Source organism: Streptomyces longhuiensis (assembly GCF_020616555.1).
GTDB classification, from domain to species: domain Bacteria; phylum Actinomycetota; class Actinomycetes; order Streptomycetales; family Streptomycetaceae; genus Streptomyces; species Streptomyces longhuiensis.
Window position 1 is genome coordinate 3,552,233 of record NZ_CP085173.1, and the last position, 23,085, is coordinate 3,575,317.

Annotated in this window: 21 protein-coding genes; 10 read left to right on the forward strand and 11 right to left on the reverse strand. The window is 71.3% G+C overall.

Annotation, left to right across the window (positions count from 1 at the left end):
• Positions 1-21: 21 nt before the first annotated feature.
• The 5 genes from LGI35_RS16535 to LGI35_RS16555 all read right to left on the reverse strand — a co-directional run bounded on the left by LGI35_RS16535 (position 22) and on the right by LGI35_RS16555 (position 3,165).
• The gene (locus LGI35_RS16535; RefSeq protein WP_100594284.1) at positions 22-843 is read right to left on the reverse strand and encodes an isoprenyl transferase; all 822 of its coding nucleotides are present in this window, start codon (positions 841-843) and stop codon (positions 22-24) included.
• 23 nt (positions 844-866) lie between these two features.
• On the reverse strand, positions 867-1,616 hold the full coding sequence (gene recO, locus LGI35_RS16540; protein WP_116513067.1) for a DNA repair protein RecO: 750 nt from the start codon (positions 1,614-1,616) through the stop codon (positions 867-869).
• Positions 1,613-1,744, reverse strand: coding sequence for a recombination protein O N-terminal domain-containing protein (locus LGI35_RS16545; RefSeq protein ID WP_227294583.1), 132 nt, complete (start codon positions 1,742-1,744; stop codon positions 1,613-1,615). The genes recO and LGI35_RS16545 overlap by 4 nt, the downstream gene beginning before the upstream one ends.
• 58 nt (positions 1,745-1,802) lie before the next feature.
• Positions 1,803-2,018: a hypothetical protein gene (locus LGI35_RS16550; protein ID WP_100594282.1), complete on the reverse strand. Its 216-nt coding sequence runs from the start codon at positions 2,016-2,018 to the stop codon at positions 1,803-1,805.
• A gap of 403 nt (positions 2,019-2,421) precedes the next feature.
• Positions 2,422-3,165: a FadR/GntR family transcriptional regulator gene (locus tag LGI35_RS16555; RefSeq protein WP_227294584.1), complete on the reverse strand. Its 744-nt coding sequence runs from the start codon at positions 3,163-3,165 to the stop codon at positions 2,422-2,424.
• Between the two features lie 182 nt (positions 3,166-3,347).
• On the opposite strand from LGI35_RS16555, the gene LGI35_RS16560 reads away from it, so the two are divergent.
• Genes LGI35_RS16560 through LGI35_RS16580 form a run of 5 tightly spaced genes read left to right on the forward strand, consistent with a single transcriptional unit; the run spans position 3,348 to position 9,885 of the window.
• Positions 3,348-4,970 carry an ABC transporter substrate-binding protein gene (locus LGI35_RS16560; RefSeq protein ID WP_227294585.1) on the forward strand — a complete coding sequence of 541 codons (1,623 nt, stop codon included), beginning with the start codon at positions 3,348-3,350 and terminating at the stop codon, positions 4,968-4,970.
• A 30-nt stretch (positions 4,971-5,000) separates the two neighbouring features.
• Complete coding sequence (locus LGI35_RS16565) at positions 5,001-5,963, forward strand: ABC transporter permease (RefSeq protein ID WP_116513064.1); 963 nt, start codon at positions 5,001-5,003, stop codon at positions 5,961-5,963.
• Complete coding sequence (locus tag LGI35_RS16570; RefSeq protein WP_227294586.1) at positions 5,964-7,952, forward strand: dipeptide/oligopeptide/nickel ABC transporter permease/ATP-binding protein; 1,989 nt, start codon at positions 5,964-5,966, stop codon at positions 7,950-7,952.
• The gene (locus tag LGI35_RS16575; protein ID WP_227294587.1) at positions 7,949-8,953 is read left to right on the forward strand and encodes an oligopeptide/dipeptide ABC transporter ATP-binding protein; all 1,005 of its coding nucleotides are present in this window, start codon (positions 7,949-7,951) and stop codon (positions 8,951-8,953) included. The genes LGI35_RS16570 and LGI35_RS16575 overlap by 4 nt, the downstream gene beginning before the upstream one ends.
• A complete protein-coding gene (locus LGI35_RS16580; protein ID WP_227294588.1) occupies positions 8,950-9,885 on the forward strand; it encodes a dihydrodipicolinate synthase family protein in 936 nt (311 codons plus the stop codon). Before LGI35_RS16575 ends, LGI35_RS16580 begins: the two co-directional genes overlap by 4 nt.
• 8 nt (positions 9,886-9,893) lie before the next feature.
• Here LGI35_RS16580 and LGI35_RS16585 read toward each other — a convergent pair whose 3' ends face one another.
• The 5 genes from LGI35_RS16585 to leuA form a co-directional block, all read right to left on the reverse strand.
• A complete protein-coding gene (locus LGI35_RS16585) occupies positions 9,894-10,574 on the reverse strand; it encodes a response regulator (RefSeq protein WP_227294589.1) in 681 nt (226 codons plus the stop codon).
• Positions 10,571-11,797 (reverse strand): sensor histidine kinase, encoded by a 1,227-nt coding sequence (locus tag LGI35_RS16590; protein ID WP_423835708.1) that lies wholly within the window; start codon positions 11,795-11,797, stop codon positions 10,571-10,573. Before LGI35_RS16590 ends, LGI35_RS16585 begins: the two co-directional genes overlap by 4 nt.
• 76 nt (positions 11,798-11,873) lie before the next feature.
• Positions 11,874-13,964 carry an MMPL family transporter gene (locus LGI35_RS16595; RefSeq protein WP_227294590.1) on the reverse strand — a complete coding sequence of 697 codons (2,091 nt, stop codon included), beginning with the start codon at positions 13,962-13,964 and terminating at the stop codon, positions 11,874-11,876.
• 177 nt (positions 13,965-14,141) lie between these two features.
• Complete coding sequence (locus LGI35_RS16600; RefSeq protein ID WP_227294591.1) at positions 14,142-14,813, reverse strand: TerB family tellurite resistance protein; 672 nt, start codon at positions 14,811-14,813, stop codon at positions 14,142-14,144.
• Positions 14,814-15,039: 226 nt separating this feature from the next.
• Entirely contained in the window at positions 15,040-16,758 is a 1,719-nt protein-coding gene (gene leuA / locus LGI35_RS16605; RefSeq protein ID WP_116513058.1) for a 2-isopropylmalate synthase, read from the reverse strand.
• Between the two features lie 292 nt (positions 16,759-17,050).
• Here leuA and LGI35_RS16610 point away from each other — a divergent pair, with 292 nt between their 5' ends.
• The 4 genes from LGI35_RS16610 to LGI35_RS16625 all read left to right on the forward strand — a co-directional run bounded on the left by LGI35_RS16610 (position 17,051) and on the right by LGI35_RS16625 (position 21,112).
• On the forward strand, positions 17,051-18,124 hold the full coding sequence (locus tag LGI35_RS16610) for a M4 family metallopeptidase (RefSeq protein ID WP_227294592.1): 1,074 nt from the start codon (positions 17,051-17,053) through the stop codon (positions 18,122-18,124).
• Between the two features lie 71 nt (positions 18,125-18,195).
• Positions 18,196-18,462 carry a protealysin inhibitor emfourin gene (locus tag LGI35_RS16615; RefSeq protein WP_116513056.1) on the forward strand — a complete coding sequence of 89 codons (267 nt, stop codon included), beginning with the start codon at positions 18,196-18,198 and terminating at the stop codon, positions 18,460-18,462.
• 65 nt (positions 18,463-18,527) lie between these two features.
• Complete coding sequence (locus tag LGI35_RS16620; RefSeq protein ID WP_227294593.1) at positions 18,528-19,868, forward strand: GH1 family beta-glucosidase; 1,341 nt, start codon at positions 18,528-18,530, stop codon at positions 19,866-19,868.
• Entirely contained in the window at positions 19,865-21,112 is a 1,248-nt protein-coding gene (locus tag LGI35_RS16625; protein WP_227294594.1) for an MFS transporter, read from the forward strand. The genes LGI35_RS16620 and LGI35_RS16625 overlap by 4 nt, the downstream gene beginning before the upstream one ends.
• Positions 21,113-21,122: 10 nt before the next feature.
• Here the strand turns inward: LGI35_RS16625 and LGI35_RS16630 are convergent, their stop codons facing one another.
• Positions 21,123-21,977 carry an NAD-dependent epimerase/dehydratase family protein gene (locus LGI35_RS16630; protein ID WP_227294595.1) on the reverse strand — a complete coding sequence of 285 codons (855 nt, stop codon included), beginning with the start codon at positions 21,975-21,977 and terminating at the stop codon, positions 21,123-21,125.
• A gap of 127 nt (positions 21,978-22,104) precedes the next feature.
• Here LGI35_RS16630 and LGI35_RS16635 point away from each other — a divergent pair, with 127 nt between their 5' ends.
• Positions 22,105-22,944 (forward strand): helix-turn-helix transcriptional regulator, encoded by an 840-nt coding sequence (locus LGI35_RS16635; protein WP_227294596.1) that lies wholly within the window; start codon positions 22,105-22,107, stop codon positions 22,942-22,944.
• The last annotated feature ends 141 nt before the right edge of the window (positions 22,945-23,085 follow it).

Genomic DNA, 23,085 nt, shown 5'->3' on the forward strand with positions numbered 1-23,085 from the left:
GTACCCCCCACAGTCGTCCGATCAGCTGTTGGCGATCTGTTCCTCGTTCGGGATGGCTCCGCCGAAGCGGCGGTCCCGGGAGGCGTACTCGAGGCAGGCGCGCCACAGGTCACGGCGGTCGAAGTCGGGCCACAGGACGTCCTGGAAGACCATCTCGGCGTAAGCGCTCTGCCACAGCAGGTAGTTGGAGGTGCGCTGCTCGCCGCTGGGGCGCAGGAACAGGTCGACGTCCGGCATGTCCGGGTAGTAGAGGTACTTCGCGAAGGTCTTCTCGCTGACCTTCGACGGGTCGAGGCGGCCCGCCTTCACGTCCTCGGCGATGGCCTGCGCGGCGTCCGCGATCTCGGCGCGGCCGCCGTAGTTCATGCAGAAGTACAGGGTCAGCTTGTCGTTGCCCTTGGTCTGCTCCTGGGAGATCTCCAGCTCCTGGGCGACCGACTTCCACAGCTTGGGCATGCGGCCCACCCAGCGCACCCGTACGCCCAGCTCGTCGAGCTGGTCGCGGGTCTTGCGGATGAAGTCGCGGTTGAAGTTCATGAGGAAGCGGACCTCGTCGGGCGAGCGCTTCCAGTTCTCCGTGGAGAAGGCGTAGAGCGAGATCGCGCCGACGCCCATCTCGATGGCGCCCTGGAGGACGTCCATGACCCGCTCGGCGCCGACCTTGTGGCCCTCCGTGCGCGGCAGCCCGCGCTCCTTCGCCCACCGGCCGTTGCCGTCCATCACGATGGCGACGTGCTCCGGCACCAGCTCGCCGGGGATCTTCGGCGGCCGCGCGCCCGTCGGGTGCGGTTCGGGCGTCTTGTACTCACGGCGGGACCGTCCGAGGATTCCGCGACGTGCCATGTGGGCTCTCCCCTAGCTCAGTTCTAGCTTTTCTCTACGTAACGCAGGGAGCGCAGTCCGCGCTCCAGGTGCCAGTGCAGATACGCCGACACCAGTCCGCTGCCCTCTCTCACGAAGCGTGCCTCGCACGCGTCCGCCGTCTCCCAGTCGCCGGTCAGCAGCGCGCCGAGGAGGACGAGGGCCTGCGGTGAGGGTACGACGCTGCCCGGTACCCGGCAGTCGACGCAAACCGAGCCGCCCGCGCCGACGGAGAAGAAGCGGTTGGGGCCCGGGAGGCCGCACTTGGCGCAGTCGCCGAAACTCGGGGCGTAGCCGTTCACGGCGAGGGAGCGCAGCAGGAAGGCGTCGAGGACGAGGTGGGGTTCGTGCTCGCCTCTGGAGAGGGTCCGCAGTCCGCCCACCAGGAGCAGGTACTGCTGGACGGCCGGCTCGCCCTCGTGGTCGGTGAAGCGCTCGGCGGTCTCCAGCATGGCGGTGCCGGCGGTGTAGCGGGCGTAGTCGCTGACGATGCCGCCGCCGTAGGGGGCGATGGTCTCGCTCTGGGTGCACAGGGGCAGCCCGCGCCCGATCAGCTCGCTGCCCCGCGCGAAGAACTGCACGTCGACGTGCGAGAACGGTTCGAGCCGGGCGCCGAACTTGGATTTGGTGCGCCGCACACCACGGGCCACGGCGCGTACGCGCCCGTGGTTGCGGGTGAGCAGCGTGATGATGCGGTCCGCCTCGCCCAGCTTCTGGGTGCGCAGCACGATGCCGTCGTCGCGGAAGAGACTCATCGCGCGCCCCCGCGGGGTTCCGGCCAGGGGTACGGGGGGCGCTCCCCGGAAGGGAACAGCATGATGCGGTCCGCTTCACCCAGCTTCTGGGTGCGCAGCACGATGCCGTCGTCGCGGAACAGGCTCATGGGCCCATTCTCGCCTACGCCGCAGGGGTGAAGTCGGGGGACCTGTGAAGGGGTGGGGTCAGGGGACCTCGCCGCGGCTCCTGGCGTTCGCGTAGGCGGTTGCCGCCCGCAGCCGCTCGGACGTCGTCGCCACCCGCACCGTGTCCGGTGCGCAGTCCCATTCGCGGCCGCCCCCGAAGGGACGGAGCTGAACGTAAGGACCCTCGTGCCCCATGACCCGGCCCACCTGTCCGGTGCTGATGTCGACGGCGTAAGAACCGATTGGCGGCTTCATCGGCGTTGGCTCCTGTCCATACGTTCCGTGCGTTTCCCGGCGGGCGGCGGCGTCACCGAAACAACGGCCCCCTTCCACGAGCGGACACGGGACGTGGCGCTGAATCGTCGGCGGTGTGACGCGAGAAGCAATTCCCGAACTCCGCTGCGGGTATTCACCCAGCTCTTCCCGCGCCTGGGACCGCGTGCCCGGACCGCCGTTCCGCCCACGTCAGGTGGCTCCCCGCCGCCGTCGAATTTCACCCTTACCGCACCGGCGGGTACGCGTGCCAATTAGAGTGAGAACGACCTCTGGGATCTATGCGGCGCGGGCTAATTCGAACACACCATTCGGAACGGGGATGCTCGATGCTGTTTGAATCGGGGGGAATGTGCGCGCATAGCTCCACAGAAATCCAGCGCGCTCACTCGACGCCTCTCGTCTCCTGTTCCGCGCGTGCCTCGATGCCCCGGAAGTGATGCGCCATGGCCCGCTGCGCGCCTGCCGCGTCCTGGGCGCGCAGGGCGGTGACGATGTCGCGGTGGCGGCTGACGGTGACGTCGGGGTCGGGGTCGCTGGACCAGGAGCGCGCGCCGGCGACGCGGTCGAAGACGTGCCAGAACGCGCCGAGCAGCTGCGGGATCAGCTCGTTGCCCAGCGAGCGGTAGAGGGTTTCGTGGAAGTCCCTGTCGAGGTCGGCGAAGGGTTCGTCGGCCTGGCCCGCGGCGGCCATCTTCCGGACGATGTCGTCGAGGCGGTCGAGGATCTCCGCCGGGAGCGGGGCCGCGGCGACCCTGCGGATCAGGCCTTCCTCGAGGATCTCGCGGACCTGGAGGATCTCGGCGAGGGCGTGCGCGTCGGAGGCGGGCCGCAGCAGGGTGCGGAAGGTGAGGCCGTCGGCGAGCGGGGTGAGGGAGGCCTGGCCGACGTAGGTGCCGTAGCCGTGTCTGATCTCGACGATGTCGAGTGCCTGGAGGGCCTTGAGGGACTCGCGTACGGAGTTTCTGCTGACGCCGAGCGACTCCATCAACTCGGCCTCGGTGGGCAGCAGTTCGCCGGGTCGCAGCCCTCTGTCCAGGATGAGCTGTGTGACCGCGCGCTGTACCTGCTGGCTGACACGGCGGTGCCGTATCGCCGGGTTCCTGGGCTCCTCAGACATGCGCCGCATCGTAGGCGCAGCAGACGTCCCACGTCCCACGTCAGGACCAAACTCTTTCCCGCCCGGCACCCGGAGCTCTCCGGGCTTCTCTGCGCGATCTCTTGACCGGCTCTCGTGGCGCTCCTATGGTCACGTCGCTACCAAGACGTAGGACGTTGGATCTCCCGCGCATCTCCCTCTCTGGAGGCACCATGAGCGACCACGAGCCGACCGGCCGCCGATCCTTCCTCAAGTACACCGGCGCCCTCGGCGCGGCCGCTGCCATCTCCACCTCCCTGTCGGCCTGTTCGTCCGGGCCCAAGTCCACCAACGACACGGGCGGCGGCAAAGGCGGCGGATCCTCGCTGACCGCCGTCATCGGGTACGGCAACGACGGAAGCTGGGACCCGACGCAGACCGCGTCGGCCTTCGCCATGGCCGGCAACCAGCACATCTACGAGGGTCTCCTCGACACCGACCCGATCACGCGCGAGCCGTACGCGGCGCTCGCCACGAAGGTGCCGACGGACGCCGAACTGGCCACCACCTCCTGGAAGTTCACCCTGCGCGAGGGCGCCAAGTGGCACGACGGGAAGCCCGTCACGGCGGACGACGTGGTGTTCGTCTTCGACCGGATCCTCGACCCGGGCACGCAGTCGCTCGCCAAGGGCTTCTTCGAGAGCTGGCTCAAGGAGGTCAGGAAGACGGGTGACGACTCCGTCGAGCTGGTCCTCAAGTTCCCGTTCCCGGACGGGGCCGCGCGGCTGACCCTCGCCAAGATCATGCCGAAGCACGTGTTCTCGAAGCCGGGCGCCTGGGACGACGCGACCAAGGGCAAGGCGGTGGGCTCGGGCCCGTACCGGCAGACCTCGCACCAGCCGAAGACGAACACCACCTTCGAGGCGTTCGCGGACTACAACGGGCCGCGCAAGGCGTCGTTCAAGAAGATGAACTGGCTGACCATCGTCGACGCGGCGCCCCGCGTCGCGAAGATCTCCGGTGGCAGCGCGGACGCGCAGATCGCGGACAACATCCCGTACGCCAACATCACGCAGCTGAAGAAGGGCGGCCTCACCGTCGAGGGCGGGGCCGGGATGAACAACCTCTTCCTGATGTTCAACACCGCGCACAAGCCGTTCGACGACGTGCGGGTACGTCAGGCCCTGCACTACGCCATCGACAAGCAGAAGATGATCGAGGTGGCGCTCAAGGGGCACGGGAAGGGCGCGAGTTCGTTCCTGAACGAGGGCAACCCCGACCACCGGCCGGCGAAGACGGTGTACGACTACGACCCCGAGAAGGCGAAGAAGCTCCTCAAGGACGCCGGGGTCAGCGGGCTCTCGGTCTCCCTGATGTCCGTCAACGTCTCATGGATCATGGACTGTCTGCCGACGATCAAGGCGTCGTGGGACGCGATCGGCGTGAAGACCACGCTCGACCCGCAGGAGACCACGGCCGTCTTCACGAAGATGGACCAGAAGAAGGACTACCAGGTCGTGGCGGCCGCCTCGAACCCCAACCAGTTCGGGCTCGACGCCGACCTGATCATGCATTACAACTACGGCCCCTCGAACCTGTGGATGGGCTACGCGCGCTGGGCGGGCAGCTCCGACGCCAAGCACCTCTTCAAGCTGATGGACCAGGCCACGCGCGAGCCGGACCCGGCGAAGAAGAAGACGATGATCCAGGAGTACATCGACATCGTCGCCGAGCAGGCCGTGCTCTACCCGGTCGTGCACAACGAGCTGATGACGGCCTGGGACCCGAAGAAGATCACCGGTGTGCAGGCGCAGCCCTATCCCGGGATCAACGTGCTCAAGGCCAAGCCCGCGTAACGCGGCTTTCTCGCAAGGGAGTTCGTGCCCGTGGTCGTGATCGCCAGAATTCTGGCCCGCCGCCTGGTCCTGCTCGTGCCGCTGCTGCTCGGCATCGTCCTGTTCGTGTTTCTCGTGATGCGGTTCTCGGACAGCGATCCGGCGTCGGCGTTCTTCCAGGGCGCCAATCCGACGCCGCAGCAGCTGCACGACTTCCGGGAGCGCAACGGGCTGCTCGATCCGCTGCCCGTGCGGTACTTCCACTTCGTGGGCGATCTCGTCCGGGGCGACATGGGCGTCAGCGCCCTGACCCGGCAGCCGGTGGTCGACCAGGTGACCACCGCGCTGCCGCTGACGCTGCAGCTGACGTTCCTCGGCCTCGCGGTCGCGGTCGTCGTGTCCCTGGTGCTCGGTGTCACGGCCGCCATCCACCGCGACCGGCTCCTCGACCAGATCATCCGCGTCGTGTCGCTGACGGGCGTGGCGGCGCCCGGGTTCTGGCTGGCGCTGCTGATGATCCAGTATCTGGCGGTCGGGCAGGGCTGGTTCCCGACCGGCGGCTACATCAACCCGGCGGACTCCTTCACGGGCTGGCTCAAGTGCATGACGCTCCCGGCGCTCTCGCTGTCCCTGCCCGTCGCGGCGCAGCTGACGCGCATCGTGCGTACGGCGGTGGTCGAGGAGCTGGACAAGGACTACGTCCGTACGGCGATCGGCAGCGGGCTGCCGCCGGTCGTCGTGGTGGGGCGCAACGTGCTGCGCAACGCCCTGATCAATCCGCTGACCGTGCTCGGACTGCGGGTCGGCTATCTGCTGGGCGGGGCGGTCGTCACGGAGACGATCTTCTCCCTGCCGGGGATGGGGAAGCTGATGATCGACGCGGTGAAGAACGGTGACCCGGCGGTCGTCCAGGGGGTCGTCCTCACGACGGCCGTCGGGTTCGTCGTCGTCAACCTCGCCATCGACATCCTGTATCTGATGGTCAACCCGCGGCTCAGGGGGGCGCAGAGCTAGATGGTCACCTCCCGCAGAGCGCTCGCCGAGGCGCTGTCCCGGCCGGGCATCCGGCTGCGCTCCCTGCGCCGGCTGCCCGTCCTGTCCCGGATCGCGGTCGCCGTCGTCGCGGTCGTCGTCCTCATGGCGCTGTTCGCGCCGCTGCTCGCACCCCATGACCCGCTCGACCAGCAGTCGCAGACCGACGGCACCGGGCACCCGTCGGGCAGTCACTGGATGGGCCAGGACAGCCTGGGCCGCGACATCCTCAGCCGGCTGATGTACGGGGCGCGCTGGTCGCTGGCCATCGGGCTCGGCGCGACGCTGCTCGCGCTGGTGGTGGGCGCGGTGCTCGGCGCGATCGCGGCGACGTCGCGCAAGGCGGTCGACGAGACGCTGATGCGCTGCCTCGACGTCGTGATGGCGTTCCCCGGGATCGCTCTCGCGGCCGTCCTCGTCGCCGTGTTCGGCGGCGGCATCCCCGTACTCATCTGCGCGATCGCGTTCCTGTTCACTCCGCCGGTCGCCCGTGTCGTACGGGCCAACGTGCTCGACCAGTACGGCGAGGACTACGTGACGGCCGAGCGGGTCATCGGAGCGCGCACGCCGCACATCGTGCTGCGGCACGTGGCGGTCAACTGCGCGGCGCCGGTCCTGGTGTTCTGCACGGTGCAGGTCGCGGAGGCCATCGTCTTCGAGGCGTCGCTCTCGTTCATCGGGGCGGGGGTCCGGCCGCCCGACCCGTCCTGGGGCAGTGTCATCGCGGACGGCAAGAACATGGTCCTGATCGGGGGCTGGTGGGCGACCGTCTTCCCCGGCCTGCTGATGCTGCTCACGGTGCTCGCGCTCAACGTCCTGTCCGAGGGCGTGTCCGACGCGTGGGCCGCGCCCGCCGCGCGCGACGTGTCCGGCGTGGAGGCGGACCGTCTCGAAGCGCCGAAGCCCGGCAGCGGCACCGTCCTCGAACTGCCCGGCCTCACCGAGGCCGCCACCCGGCTGAGGTCCCGTGCCCGGCCCCTGCCCGAGGGTGACCCCGTCCTCCAGGTCACCGATCTCGCGATCGGCTTCGACGCGCGGCACGGTGGCGTGGACATCGTCGACGGCATCACGTTCGACGTGCGGCCCGGTGAGGTCCTCGGCCTGGTCGGCGAGTCGGGGTGCGGCAAGTCGCTGACCGCGCTGACCGTGATGGGGCTCGAACCCACGGGCGCGCGGATCCGCGGCCGGGTCACCTTCGACGGCCAGGAGCTGATCGGCCGCTCGATGGGCGCCAGGCGCCGGCTCCTCGGCCACGACATGGCGATGATCTACCAGGACGCCCTGTCGTCCCTGAACCCGGCGATGACCGTGCGCTCCCAGCTCAAGCAGGTCGTCCGCCGCGGTGGCCGGCGCACCCCGGCCGAGCTGCTCTCCCTCGTCGGCCTCGACCCCGAGCGGACCCTGCGCAGCTATCCGCACGAGCTGTCGGGCGGCCAGCGCCAGCGCGTCCTGATCGCGATGGCCCTGTCGCGCAGCCCCAAGCTGATCGTCGCCGACGAGCCGACGACCGCGCTCGACGTGACCGTGCAGGCGCAGGTCATCGAGCTGCTGCTGCGGCTGCGCGAGGAGCTGGGCTTCGCGCTGATCCTCGTCTCGCACGACCTGGCGCTCGTCGCCGACGTCACGGACCGGGTGGTCGTGATGTACGGCGGGCAGATCGTGGAGACGGGCGTGACGGCGGACCTCGTCGAGGCGCCCACCCACCACTACACGCGCGGGCTGCTCGGCTCGGTCCTCTCGCTGGAGACGGCGGCGGACCGGCTGACGCAGATCAGGGGCGTCGTGCCGTCACCGGCCGACTTCCCCGCGGGCTGCCGGTTCGCCGACCGGTGCCCGATGGCGAGCGAGGTGTGCCGGACGACGGCGCCCGACCTGCTCGGCGGCCGGCGGCACGCGTCGGCCTGTCACCATCCGGCGGTGGTCCCGCCGCCCACGGTTCCGGCTCCCCGGGGAAGCGAGGCTCTGAAGTGACGGATCCCGTGGTCGAGTTGAGGGATGCCCACGTGGTGCACCGGGCCCGCTCCGGCGGCCTGTTCGCCCGCGACCGAGTGTACGCCCTGACCGGGGCCGACCTGTCCGTGGCGCGCGGCGAGACGGTCGGCGTGGTCGGCGAGTCGGGCTGCGGCAAGTCGACGCTCGCCAAGGTCCTCGTGGGGGTGCAGCGCCCGACGTCCGGCACGGTCGTCGTGGACGGCCACGACCTGTGGACCATGAAGCCGGGCGAGCGGCGCGCCACCGTCGGCGAGGGCGTCGGCATGATCTTCCAGGATCCGTCGACGGCCCTGAACCGGCGCCTGACCGCCCGCCAGATCCTGCGCGACCCCCTCGACGTCCACCGCCGCGGCACACCCGCCACACGCGCGGAACGCGTACGGGAGCTGATGTCCCTGGTCGGACTGCCGGGCGCGCTCGCCGGGGCGCTGCCCGGGCAGTTGTCGGGCGGGCAGCGCCAGCGCGTGGCGATCGCCCGCGCCCTCGCCCTCGAACCCGCGCTGGTCGTGGCGGACGAGCCGACGAGCGCGCTCGACGTGTCGGTGCGGGCGCAGATCCTGAATCTGCTGCTCGACCTCAAGGAACGCCTCGGCCTCGCCCTCGTGTTCGTCTCGCACGACATCCAGACCGTGCGGCGCATGAGCGACCGCGTGATCACGATGTATCTGGGCCGGATCGTGGAGGAGTCGCCGTCGGACGACGTGCTCGACCGGGCCAGGCACCCGTACACCCGTGCGCTGTTCTCGGCGACGCCCGGGCTGCTCGACCCGATCGACCCGATCCCGCTGGTCGGCCCGGTGCCGTCGGCGACGCGTCCGCCGAGCGGCTGCCCGTTCCGTACGCGGTGCTGGAAGGCCGACGAGGTGTGCGCGGAGGCGATGCCGGAGTTCGAGCCGGGCGGTGAGGGGCATCGGTTCCGCTGTCACCATCCCGTGCGCGAGGGCCAGTCCACGCACGAACTCGTCCAGGAGATCTCATGACGCCACACACCCCGCTGACCGGAGTCGTCCCGCCCGTCTGCACCCCCCTGACCCCGGACCACGAGGTGGACGTCGGCTCTCTCGTGCGCCTCGTCGACCACCTCGTCGCGGGTGGCGTCGACGGGCTCTTCGTGCTCGGCTCCTCCAGCGAGGCGGCCTTCCTGCCCGACCGGCACCGCAAAGTGGTCGTCGACACCGTCGTGGGTCATGTCGCCGGTCAGCTGCCCGTCCTGGCCGGGGCGATCGACATGGCGACCCTGCGCGTCCTCGACCACGCCCGTACGGCGGCGGAGGCGGGCGCGGACGCGATCGTCGCCACGGCGCCCTTCTACACGCGCACCCACCCGGCCGAGATCGCCCGCCACTTCCGGCTCCTGGCCCAGCGGTGCGGCCTGCCGGTGTTCGCCTACGACCTGCCGGTGTCGGTGCACTCCAAGCTGGGCGCCGACCTCGTCCTCGACCTGGCCGCAGACGGGACGCTCGCCGGCCTGAAGGACTCCAGCGGTGACGAGGGCGCGTTCCGCGAGGTCGTCGTCGGCGCGCGCTCCCGCACCGACATCACGGGGTTCAGCGTCCTGACCGGGTCCGAGCTGACCGTGGACTCGGCGCTCGCGATGGGTGCGGACGGGGTGGTGCCGGGCCTCGGGAACGTCGATCCGGCCGGCTACGCGCGGCTGTACGCGTACTGCCGGGCCGGTGACCGGGAGCGGGCGCGGGTCGAGCAGGAGCGGCTGTGTGCGCTGTTCCGGATGGTGCGGGTGGGGGATCCGGCGCGGATGGGCGGGAGCTCGTCCGCGCTCGGGGCGTTCAAGGCGGCCCTGTATCTGCGGGGCGTGATCGACTGCCCGCTGACGGCGGATCCGCAGATCCCGCTGTCCGAGGAGGAGATCGAGCGGGTGGGGAAGTTCCTCGCGGCGGCGGGGCTGCTGTAGCCGAGCGGTCAGGCGCCTCCCGGCTCGATCAGGCCCGACTCGTAGGCCACGATGACGAGTTGGGCCCGGTCGCGCGCGCCCAGCTTGCCCATGATGCGGCTCACGTGCGTCTTCGCCGTGAGAGGGCTGAGGCCGAGGACCTCGGCCGCCTCCGTGTTGGTGAGGCCGCGCGCCACGAGGGTCAGGACCTGGCGCTCGCGGTCGGTGAGCGCGGCGAGGCCGGGCGGGACGGGCCCGGGTTCGGCCGGGGCGCGCAGGACGCGGGCGATCAGGCGGGCCGTGGGGCCGGGCGACAGCAGGGACTCGCCGGCGGCCACGGTACGGATGGCGTCGAGGAGTTCGGCCGGCTTGGTGTCCTTGACGAGGAACCCGGACGCGCCCGCCCGCAGCGCCTCGACGACGTGTTCGTCGGTGTCGTACGTCGTCAGCATCAGGACCTTGACTCCCGCGAGGTCCTCGTCGGCGGCGAGCAGGCGGGTCGCCTCGATGCCGTCGAGGTCGGGCATGCGGATGTCCATGACGATCAGGTCGGCACGGTGCGTGCGGGCCTGTTCCACGGCCTCGCGGCCGGTACCGGCCTGGCCGACGACCTCCATGTCGGGCGCGGACTCGACGAGCATCGCGAACGCGGCCCGCACGAGGGTCTGGTCGTCGGCGAGAAGTACGCGCACGGGCTGGGCCCCGGTCACCGGGCCACCCCGGTCGGCAGGACCGCCGCGACTTCGAATCCGCCCTGGGCGCGCGGCCCGGCGTCGAGGGTGCCGCCCACGCTGCGGGCCCGCTCGCGCATGCCGAGCAGGCCGAAGCCAGCGGGCCGGTCGGGCTCGGACGAGGACGTGGCCGTGGACGTGGACGTGGACGTGGCCGGTGGTGTGCCGTCGTCGGCGACGCGCAGGTGGAGGGCGTCGCCGAGGCTGCGGATGCCGACGCGGACGGTGAGTCCGGGGCCGCCGTGCCGGACGGCGTTCGTGAGTGCTTCCTGGACGATGCGGTAGGCCGCGGCGCCCACGGCGGGCGGCGCCTCCACGTTCTCGACGGACAGGTCGACGGTGGCTCCGGCGGTGCGGGCGGCCTCGGCGAGGTCCGGCAGCCCGTCGAGCCCGGGGAGCGGGCCGCGGCTGTCGTCGGGGCCGGCGCGCAGCACTTCGAGCGTGGCGCGCAGTTCGCCGCGGGCGGTGCGGCAGGTCTCGGCGATGTCGTCGAGCGCCTTGGCGACGGCGGCGCGGTCCAGGCGGTCCGGGTCGGCGTGCAGGACGTGGGCGGCCACCGACGTCTGGACGCCGACGAGGGTGATGCTGTGGGCGAGCAGGTCGTGCAGGTCGCGGGCGACGCGCAGCCGCTCTTCCGCGACCCGGCGCCGCGCCTCCTCCTCGCGGGTGCGTTCGGCCCGCTCGGCACGCTCCACGACCGAGGCGACGTACTGCCGGTGGACCCGGACGATGACGCCGACCAGCAGGAACGCGACGATCCAGCCGGAGATCCGCAGCGCCTCCGTGCCCTCGGTCATGCCCTCGCCGAACTTGACGCCGAGCATGATGCCGAGGACGCCGGCACCGAGGAACAGGGTGCGCAGGGGGCGCCCTGTCGATGCGACCGTGTAGAGGGCGGTCATGGAGACGACCATCGGCGCCGTGTGGTTGTAGTCGAGCGCGTGGTACGGGGCTACGCAGACGACGAGGCCGAGGAACGCCCGTACCGGCGCCCGCCGCCTGAACGCCGACGGGACGTGCGCGGCCAGGAGCAGGGCCCAGCCGAGCGCGTCGGGGTGACGGCCGTTGCCGCTCGTCGTCAGGGCGATCACGACGGCGGCGACCGCCGCGGCAGCGGCCAGGAGCGTGTCCTCGCGCAGGGTCCGGGCGGCGCTGACGTCGCGCCGGCCGAGGCCCGGGACCAGGATGTGTTTGACGTCCACCGGTTCATCTTCCGTCAGGAGGGCACGGAGGACGCCCCTCCGGGGAGAGAGGGGCGCCGTGGGGTCCGCGGGGCGGTCAGGGTGTGGGCGCGAGGGTGCGCTCCGGTTCCTCCGCCGGTGGCAGGGGTTGCGGCTTCCTGGACAGCGGCCCGGGCCACCACACCGTACGGCCGAGGGCCATGCTCGCCGACGTCACCAGGTACGTGCGGACGAGGAACGTGTCCAGGAGCACGCCGACCGCGATGACGAAGCCCATCTCGACGAGCGACACCAGCGGCATGTTGGTGAGGACCGAGAAGGTCGCGGCGAGGACGAGTCCCGCCGAGGCGATCACTCCTCCCGTGGTGCGCAGCGCGGTCAGCGCGGCGGCTCCGGGTTCGGCGCCCGCGAGGGACTCCTCGCGCATGCGGTGCATGAGGAAGATGCCGTAGTCGACGCCGAGGGCGACGAGGAACACGAAGGTCAGCAGGCCGAGTCCGGGGTCGGTGCCCTGGAAGCCGAACAGCGGCCCGAAGACGAGCCCGGCGATGCCGAGCGAGGCGCCCCACACGGCGACGACCGCGCCGAGCAGGATCAGCGGCGCCACGAGGCTGCGCAGCAGCACGACGAGGATCAGCAGGACGGCGGCCAGGACGATCGGCACGACGACCTTGCGGTCACGGGAGTTGGTGTCCTTCAGGTCGAGCTGCTGGGCGCTCTGTCCGCCGACGTACGACCCCTTGCCGTCGAGCCGGTCGCGCAGGGTCTCGATGGTGGTGGTCTCGCCCGTGGACTGGGGCGGGGCGGAGGCGGTGACGGAGATCTCCGTCCAGCCGTGTCCGCTGCGCACGCGCTCGGCGGCGGCGACCCCGGGCACGTCGCGCGCGGTGGCGAGCGTCTCGCCGGCGCGGCCCGTCGGCGTGATCACGCTGATGGGCTGGGTGCCGCGCTCGGGGTAGGCGGCGGCGAGGGTCTGCATCGCGACGACGGAGTCCGGCCTGTCGGTGAAGGTGTCCTCCTGCTTGAGGCTGCCGGGCAGGCTGAACACGCCGAGCGCGAGCGCCCCGAGGAGCAGGGCGCCGGAGGCGAGGACGGTCAGCGGCCTGCGCCCGGCCGAGCTGCCCATCGCCGCGAACAGGGACCTGCGGGCCTTGGGCGTGGAGCCGTACGCCGGGACGAGCGGCCAGAACACGCGCCTTCCGAGCAGGACGAGGACGGCGGGCAGCAGCGTCAGCATGGCGACGAGCGCGCACAGGACGCCCACGGCGCCGAGCGGTCCCATGCCGCGGCTGCTGTTGAGGTCGGCGGCGAGCAGGCAGAACAGGCCGACGGCGACGGTCCCCGACGAGGCGAGGACGGCGGGCCCGCAACCGCGCAGGGCGGCCCGCATCGCGTCGTGGGGCCGCTCGACACGGCGCAGTTCCTCGCGGTAGCGGGAGACGAGGAGCAGCGCGTAGTCGGTGCCCGCGCCGAAGACGAGGATCGTCATGACGCCGGAGCTCTGGCCGCTGACGGTGGTGCCGAACGCCTGATGGAGCCCGTAGGCGACGCCCATCGACAGGAAGTCGGCGACGCCCGCGACGACGAGCGGCACGAGCCACAGGAAGGGGCTGCGGTAGATGAGGATGAGCAGGATCGCGACGACGGCGACGGTCGTGTAGAGCAGGGGGCCGTCGAGCGAGCCGTAGACCTCGCTCGCGTCGGTGGCGAGTGCGCCTGCCCCGCCGGTGTCGACACTCAGCCCTCCGGTGTCGTGGGCGATGTCGCGCACGTCGTCGACGAAGGCGTCGCGGGCCTTCTCGTCGTGCCCCGGGGTGGTGCTGGCGACCGGGTACATGAGGGTGGCGCCGTCATGGGACGGTACGCCCTTCGGGACCGCGGTGAGGTCGAAGGTCCGGTCGACGCGGGCGATTTGGGCGGCGGCCGTGGTGCGGTCGGCGGCGGTGAGTCCGCCGTCGCGGTGGTAGACGAGGACGAGTTCGGTGCTTTCGCCGCCCGGCAGTTCGTCCTGGATCTTCGCCACCTGCGTGGAGTCGGCGCCGGCCGGCAGATAGTCGACGGCCCGGTCGTGCTGGACGTCGCTCAGCTTGCCGGCGAAGGGTCCGGCGATCGCGAGCAGGACGATCCACAGGCCGAGCAGCGTCCAGGGCACGGCTGCCCGGCGCCTCTTTGTCGGTACGCCCCCCATCGGTGGGCCTCCCTCACATCACGGTGTCCGGTGTCGCCGTCCGGTCGGACAGGACGTCTCCAGACTCCCGTCGGGGAGGCCTCGGTTCGTCGGGCGTGAGGGCGAGGTGCGGGGTACTGCCGGGGGTGCGTGCGGCGGCTCGATACTCCCTGGGGAGTACGAGCCCGCCGTACGGCGTCACGACGGGGTGCGGGCCGCTTCCAGGAGCTGGGACACCTCGTCGGTGCACATGGTGAGGGCGGCGCCCGCGGTGCTGAGCACGTCGCGTTCGGCGGGCGTGTAGGGCCCGTCGGCGAGCGCGATCCTGGCGCCCTGGAGGAGGATCGACTCGCGTCCGGCGGGGGCGAGGTGCGGGGCGAGCGGGTCGAGGGCCTCGTGGAGTTCGATGGCGAGTCCGGCGCCGGGCCCGCAGTGCTCGGGGACGCGGCCCGCGTCGGTGAGCAACGCCTCGACGAGCGCGGCGAGTCGGACGTCCGTGCAGTCGTCGAACCCGGCGCCGCGCAGGGTCGCGACGGCGGTCTCGAGGGCCGTACGGGAGGAAGCTCCGCCCGCGGAGAGGACCGCGAGGACGACGGTGTGGACGGCGTCGCGGAGCATCGCGGAGAAGCGGTGCGTGGTGGGGTGGTCGAGGACGTCGGCGGCGAACCGGTCCTCGCAGGCGGCGCATTCGACGACGGGGCCGGTGGCGCCGCGCGGGACGAGCGGGATGCCGAGGAGCACGAAGCGGCGACGGCCCGTGCGGCGGCGGTAGTTGCGGTCACCGCCGCAACCGGGACAGAAGAACTCCCCGTCGCCGACGGTGGTCCACGCGGTGCGGACGCCGATGACACGCGACAGGGGACGCGCCACTGGAAGCGATGCTTGACCAGCAAGCCCGTTACGGTCGGTTCGTCCCCAAATCGGCAGCACGTCGCACACCTCCGTCGACCCCCAGGCCACATCGCCTGGTTGGGCGTGATGTTAGCCACATTGTTGATACGGCGTCATCACCTTGTACGGGACCGTGGCCGGTATACGACGCGGCCCCGCCCGCCACGAGGGCGGACGGGGCCGGTGAAGGTGCCGGTGACCTGGGTCAGCGTGCGGAGCGGTTGACCGCGGAGACCACGGCCTTCAGCGACGCGCGTGTCGTATTCGCGTCGATGCCGATGCCCCACAGGACCTTGTCGCCGATCGCGCACTCGATGTACGAGGCGGCCTGCGCGGAGGCGCCCTCGCTCATCGTGTGCTCCTGGTAGTCCAGCAGGCGGGCGTCGATGCCGACGGCCTGCAGGGCGTCGAAGAACGCCGAGATCGGTCCGTTGCCCGTACCCGTCAGGACGGTGGCCTCGCCGTCGACGTCGGCCGAGACGGTCAGCGTGTCGACGCCGTCCGTGTCGGTCGTGCTCTGCCCGGCCTTGACCTGGATGCGGCCCCACGGGTTCTCGGAGTTGGGCAGGTACTCGTCCTGGAAGACCGACCAGATCTCCTTCGGCGTGACCTCGCCGCCCTCGGCGTCCGTCTTCGCCTGGATGATCTTCGAGAACTCGATCTGCATGCGGCGCGGCAGGTCCAGCTTGTGGTCGTTCTTTAGGACGTACGCGATACCGCCCTTGCCGGACTGCGAGTTGACGCGGATGACGGCCTCGTAGGAGCGGCCGACGTCCTTCGGGTCGATGGGCAGGTACGGGACCGCCCACTCGATGTCGTCGACGGACTTGCCGGCCGCCTCGGCCCGCGCGTCCATCGCCTCGAAGCCCTTCTTGATGGCGTCCTGGTGGGAGCCGGAGAAGGACGTGTAGACCAGGTCGCCCGCGTAGGGGTGGCGCGGGTGGACCTCCATCTGGTTGCAGTACTCGGCGGTGCGCCGGATCTCGTCGATGTCGGAGAAGTCGATCTGCGGGTCGACACCCTGCGAGAACAGGTTCATGCCCAGCGTGACCAGGTCGACGTTGCCGGTGCGCTCGCCCTGGCCGAACAGGCAGCCCTCGATGCGGTCGGCGCCGGCCATCAGGGCCAGCTCGGCGGCGGCGACGGCCGTGCCGCGGTCGTTGTGCGGGTGCACGGACAGGCAGACGTACTCGCGGTTCGACAGGTTGCGGTGCATCCACTCGAAGCGGTCCGCGTGCGTGGACGGCGTCGAACGCTCCACCGTGGCAGGCAGGTTGAGGATGATCTCGCGGCCGGGACCCGGCTTGTAGACCTCCATGACCGCCTCGCAGACCTCCAGTGCGAAGTCCAGCTCGGTGTCGGTGAAGATCTCGGGGCTGTACTGGTAGCCGAAGGTCGTCTCGGGGCCCAGGATCTTCTCCGCGTAGTCCATGACGTGCTGCGTGCCGTCGATGGCGATCTGCTTGATCTGCTCCTTGGAGCCGCGGAAGACGATCTCGCGGAAGGTCGGCGCCGTCGCGTTGTACAGGTGCACCGTCGCGCGCTTGGCGCCCTTCAGGGACTGGACCGTGCGCTCGATGAGCTCCTCGCGCGCCTGCGTCAGCACGGAGATCGTCACGTCGTCCGGGATCGCGCCCTCTTCGATGATCGACCGTACGAACGCGAAGTCGGTCTCGCCGGAGGCGGGGAAGCCGACCTCGATCTCCTTGTAGCCCATGCGGACCAGGAGGTCGAACATCTCGCGCTTGCGGGCCGGGGACATCGGGTCGATCAGCGCCTGATTGCCGTCGCGCAGGTCGGTGGAGAGCCAGCGGGGGGCGACGGTGACGCGCTTGCCGGGCCACGTGCGGTCGGGGATGTCGACCTGCTCGTACTGCCCGTACTTGTGGACCGGCATGGAAGTGGGGCGCTGGAAGTTCGGCATGTGCGGGGGCTCCTCGGGTGTGTCCGGAAGGACGGCCGACGGTCTAAGCGCAACACCGAACTCCGCGGGGAGGGGGTCGGCCTCGACTACAGGCCCTCGCCGCGGCAGCTAAGGAGAAGCAGCCCGTAACGCATGATGCGTCGCAGCCTAACCCAGCCGTGGGAGGGACGCGGGTGTGTATCAGTATGCGGGACCGACGCCAGGTAACGGGCAAGAGGTGACGAATACCTCTATTTCATGAATTCTGGCTGCGGGTAGTGACAGTGAGATCACGCAGTGCCACATTGCCGCCATGACCGCGAACCGTACGGGCTTCGAGCCCGTCTTCTGCACCATCGTGCCGCCCCACATCCTCGACAAGGCCGCCCGGTCAGCCGACCCCGCGTTCTCGGCGCCGGCCCGCCGCACCCTGGAACGCGACGCCCTGGAGCGCACGCGCCGCCGTCTGACCACCGTGATCGGCGCCCCCTCGGTGGCCGCGCCCGCGGGCGCCGTCGAGCACAAGCCGCACCGCACGGTCTCCGACGCGGGCCACCGCACCGAGCTGCCGGGCACGAAGGTCCGCGGCGAGGGGGACGAGCCCGGCAAGGACGCGACCGTCAACCGCGCGTACGCGGGCCTCGGCGCGACCTTCGAGCTGTACCTGGAGAAGTTCGCCCGCGACTCCATCGACGGCAGCGGTCTGCCGCTGAACGCGTCCGTGCACTTCGACAACGACTACAACAACGCGTTCTGGAACGGCGAGCAGATGGTGTTCGGCGACGGGGACGGCGAGATCTTCCTCGACTTCACCATTCCGGTCGACGTGATCGGCCACGAGCTGACGCACGGCGTCACCCAGTACACGGCGAACCTCACCTACTTCGGGCAGCCGGGCGCCCTGAACGAGTCGGTGTCGGACGTCTTCGGCTCCCTGATCAAGCAGTACTCGCTCGGCCAGAGCGCCGCCGACGCCGACTGGCTGATCGGCGCGGGCCTCCTCGCGCCGCGCGTCACCGGCAAGGCGCTGCGCTCCATGAAGGCGCCCGGCACGGCGTACGACGACGACGTGCTCGGCAAGGACCCGCAGCCCGCCGACATGGACCACTTCGTGCGGACGAGCAGCGACAACGGCGGCGTGCACATCAACTCCGGCATCCCGAACCACGCCTTCTACCTGCTGGCCGTGGCGCTCGGCGGCAACGCGTGGGAGCGGGCCGGGCAGATCTGGTACGACGTCCTGACCGGCGGCGAGCTGGCACAGGACGCGTCCTTCGCGGACTTCGCGAAGCTGACGGTGAAGGCGGCGCGCACCCGCTTCAAGGGCGGCGAGGAGCTGGAGTCCGTCCAGAAGGCCTGGTCGCAGGTCGGCGTGCCGACGGAGTAGAGCCGGCTCAGGCACAGGGCTCGGCGGCCGCCCGGCTGGGCAGCGGGCGGCCGCTGGAGTAGACAGGTCCCATGCGTATTCAGGTCATCCGTACCGGAGGATTCGCCGGCATCGAGCGGCGGGCCGAGGTCGACACCTCGGGCCGCGCCGACGCCCACGAGTGGCACGCCCTGGCCGAGCGGGCGCTGGCCGCGGGCCGGGGCACGCCGCCGGTAGGGGTGCCGGACGGGTTCAGCTACACGATCACGGTGGACGGGAAGACCGTGTACTGCGCGGACCCGCGGCTCACGGACGAGCAGCGGGGGCTGATCTCGCGGGTCCTGAAGGAAGGGGCATAGCCGCGTTTCGGGGGTGCAACGACCTTTTCCTGCAGGGGCGTTGACTTCCGTTACCGCCGGTACGCATGATCGCGCGCATGGCAGCGAGCGAACCGGTACCTCAGTTCCCGCACGACTTCCTGTGGGGCGTGTCCACCTCGGCCCACCAGATCGAGGGCGCGATCGACGCGCGTCTCCCCTCGGTGTGGGACGCGTTCACGGCACAGCCCGGGCGGGTGAAGGACGGCTCGACGGCCGCCGTCGCCTGCGACCACTACCACCGCTACGGCGAGGACGTGGAGTTGATCGCCGGCCTCGGGGTCGGGGCGTACCGCTTCTCCGTCTCCTGGCCGCGCGTCATGTCGCCGGGCGGCCTCGACTTCTACGACCGGCTCGTCGACGCGCTGTGCGCGGCGGGCGTACAGCCCGTGCCGACGCTCTTCCACTGGGACACCCCGCTGTCCGTGGAGGAGGCGGGCGGCTGGCTGAAGCGGGACACGGCGTCGCTCTTCGCGGACTACGCGGCCCAGGTCGCGGACCGTATCGGCGACCGCGTACGGAAGTGGATCACCCTCAACGAGCCCGCCGAGCACACCCTCCTCGGCCACGCGCTCGGCCAGCACGCGCCCGGCAGGCAGCTCCTGTTCGACGCGCTGCCGGTGGCCCACCACCAGCTCCTCGCCCACGGACTGGCCGTACGGGCGCTGCGCGCGGCAGGCGCCACGGACATCGGGATAGCGAACTCGCACGGCCCGACCTGGCCCGCCTCCGACGACCCCGCCGACCGTGAGGCCGCGGACTTCTACGACGTGCTCCTCAACCGGCTCTTCGCCGATCCGCTGCTCCTCGGCGCCTACCCGGAGGGGATCGGCGACCTGATGCCGGGCGACGTGGACGCCGACCTGAAGGTGATCGCGGAGCCCGTCGACTGGTACGGGATCAACTTCTACCAGCCGACCAAGGTGGGCGCGCCGCTCACCTCCGGCGAGGCGACGGAGTTCTCCGGCCTCACCCTGCCGCCCGAACTCCCCTTCTCCCCGAGGGAGATCGAGGGATACCCCGTCACGGACTTCGGCTGGCCGGTGGTCCCCGAAGCGCTCACCGAGCTCCTCCTCGCCTTCCGCGACCGCTACGGCGACCGGCTCCCGCCCCTGGTCATCACCGAGAACGGCTGCAGTTACGAGGGTGTGGACGACCAGGAGCGGATCGCGTACCTGGGCGGCCATCTGCGGGCCCTGCACCGCGCTCTGGAGGCGGGGGTCGACGTGCGCGGCTACTTCGTGTGGTCGCTGATGGACAACTTCGAGTGGGCGGAGGGCTACGCGCGCCGCTTCGGCCTCGTCCACGTCGACTACGCGACTCTGGAGCGCACGCCGAAGGCGTCGTACCACTGGCTGCGGGACGTGCTGCGGGCGCAGCGCGCATGACAGCCGCCGTCGCGGCGCTCGACGAGCCCGTCGAGCGGGTCGGGCGCGGCTGGACGGCCGCGCTGTCGCTGGCCAACGGGGCGATCTGGGTCGGCTGGTACGGGCCCCTGCAGATCCTGCTCGCCCTCCAGGCCGAGGACTTCGCGCCCGGCACCGGCATGTCCAAGGAGACGCTGCTCGCGTGGGTGACCGGGGCGGGCGCCGTGGTGTCGCTCGCCGCGAACCCGTTCTTCGGCGCGCTCTCGGACCGTACGGTGTCGCGGTTCGGGCGGCGTACGCCGTGGATCGTGGCGGGCGCGGGCGGCGGCGCGTGTGCGCTGCTCCTGCTGGCGGGGGCCGGGTCCGTGTGGACGATGGCGGCCGGCTGGTGCCTGGTGCAGCTGACGCTGAACGCGGCGTTCGCGGCGGTGACGGCGGCCGTGCCCGACCGGGTGCCGCGGCTCCAGCGCGGCGCCGTGGGCGGCTGGCTGGGGGCCGCGCAGATCCTGGGCGTGGTCGTCGGCACGGGGCTCGCGACGGTCGTGGGCGGGATCGGCGCCGGGTACACGGCGTGCGCGGTGTTCGCCCTGGTGGGCGTCCTGCCGTACGTGCTGCGCCATCCGGACCTGCGGCTCGCCCCGGCGGACCGGCCGCCGTGGGGCTGGCGGACCTTCCTGGCCGGGTTCTGGCTGAGCCCCCGCCGACACCCCGACCTCGCGTGGGCCTGGCTGACCCGCTTCCTGATCAACCTCAGCAACGCGCTGGTGCTCCTGTACCTCCTCTACTACCTGCGCGACCGCCTCCACTACGGCGACCCCGACCAGGGCGTGCTGATCCTGACGGCGGTCAACGGCGTGACCCTGCTGTGCACCGTCGTCGTGGCCGGGGTCGCCTCCGACCGGGTGGGGCGCCGCAAACCCTTCGTGATCTGGTCGGGCGTCCTGATGGCCGTGGCGACGGCCGCGCTGGCCGGGTGGCAGACCTGGCCCGGCGCGATCGTCGCGGCGGCGGTCCTCGGCGTCGGCTTCGGCGTCTTCACCTCGGTCGACTTCGCCCTGATGACGGACGTCCTGCCCAAGGCCATGGACCGGGGCAAGGACCTGGGCGTCATCAACGTCGCCAACTCCCTGCCCCAGGTCGCCGCGCCCGCGCTCGCCGCGCCGATCGTCACGTACCTCGGCGGCTACCGCGTCCTGTACCTGGTCGCGGCGGTGATCGGGCTCGCGGGGGCGCTCCTGGTGCGGCGGATCCGGTCGGTGGCCTGACGGGCCGGCGCTACAGCGCGCCGGCGTCCAGGGCCGTCCACACGGACGGGAAAAGCGGGCGGAAGCCCAGCTCGCGGCGGATGCGGGCCGTCGACATGACGCCGGCCCAGGGGTCCGGGTCCACCTTGTCGTACGCCTCCGGCGGCACCGGCACGCCGTTGAGCTGGAGCACGTCGACCAAGGTGACCGGAGCGTCGTCAGCGATGTTGTAGACGCCGTGCGCGCCCGGCGCGTACAGGAGCCGTTGCAGCCCCTGGGCGACGTCCGCGTGGTGGCCCATGTGCAGACGCTGCATGGCCGGCCAGTTCGACGCCATGTGCGTCACGTCGGCCAGGTGGGAATCCCCGTCCCCGTACACGAAGGGCAGCCGGGCGATGCGGAGATCGTCGAGGCCGTCCATTGCCCGCAGCGCGCGCTCCGCCTCCCCCTTCGACTCGGGGTAGGCGCCCCACAGATGACCGCCCGGCACCGTCTCGTCGTCCTCGACCAGCGGCCTGCCGCGCCCGCTGCCGTACACCAGACCCGTGCTGACCTGCACGAACCGCCGCACGCCCGAGGCCACGGAGGCCCGGGCCAGCTCGATGGCGGCGTCCCTGTTGACCGCCCGCGCCTCCTCGTCGGGCACTCCGCGGAAGGCCGCGGCGACGTTCACCACGGCGTCCGCCCCGGCCGTCGCCTTGCCGAGCACGTCCGCGTCCCGCAGGTCGCCCACCACCACGTCCGCGCCCAGTGCGGCGAACCGCTCGCCGCGTGCCGCGTCCCGTACGAGCACCCGCACCCGGTCGCCCGGCGCCGGGTTCTGCAGCAGTCGCGGCACGAACCTCTGTCCGACCTTGCCCGTCGCACCTGTGACCAGTGTCAGCATGGCTGCCTCCTCGTGTTCGTAGCCATGTCCTGAGCCTGCGCGCGTGGCGGGCCGGGCGGGAGAGACGCGGTTGTCCGGGGACTGGCGCTCCCTGGTTACGAGACCGGTTCCGAGCGATCCTGAAGAGGTGAACCGAGCCGAACTCGCCGACTTCCTCCGCCGCTCCCGCGCCCGCCTGGCGCCCCCCGACGTGGGCCTGTCCGCGGGCCCGCGGCGCCGCACGCCGGGGCTGCGCCGCGAGGAGGTGGCGCAGCTCGCCGGGATGTCCACGGACTACTACACGCGCCTGGAGCAGCGCCGCGGCTCCCATCCGTCGCGGCAGATGCTGACGGCGCTGGCCCGTGCGCTGCGGCTCGACGACGCCGAGCGCGACCACCTGTTCCATCTGGCGGGCGAGGAGCCGCCCCGTCCTGGCCGTTCGTCCGGGCATGTGCGGCCGGGCCTGCTTCTGATCCTGGACCGGCTGCACGACCTGCCGGCGTCGGTGATCAGCGACTGGGGCGAGATGCTCGCCCAGAACACGATGTCGGTGGCCCTGACCGGCGACCACACCGGCAGGAACGTGATCCGCGACTGGTTCACGAACCCGGCGACCCGGCCCATGTTCCCGCCCGAGAACCACGAGGCGCACGCCCGTGCCCACGTGGCGAGCCTGCGGAAGGTCGCCGCGGCCCGCCCCGACGACCCGGGGCCGGCCGCCCTCGTGGCCGAACTGCGCGCCGGGTCGAGGGAGTTCGAGGAACTGTGGCAGTCGCACGACGTCGTGGTGCGCCGCCCCTCACCGAAGCGCTTCCTGCACCCCGTGGTCGGCGCCCTCGACCTCGACTGCGAGGTACTGCTCAGCGACGGCCACGACCAGCAGCTCGTCGTGCACTCGGCACGACCGGGCACGGAGGCGTACGAACGCCTGGAGCTGCTGAGGGTCGTGGGCCTCCAGGACCTGACCCCGAGCACGTACGAGAGCTAGCGCCTGCCGAACCTGGAAGCCGAGCCTGCGCAGCCGGCGCGGATTCCGGCTCAGAACCCCAGCTTGCGCAGCTGCCTCGGGTCCCGCTGCCAGTCCTTCGCGACCTTCACGTGCACGTCCGGACTCCGTCAATACGCGACT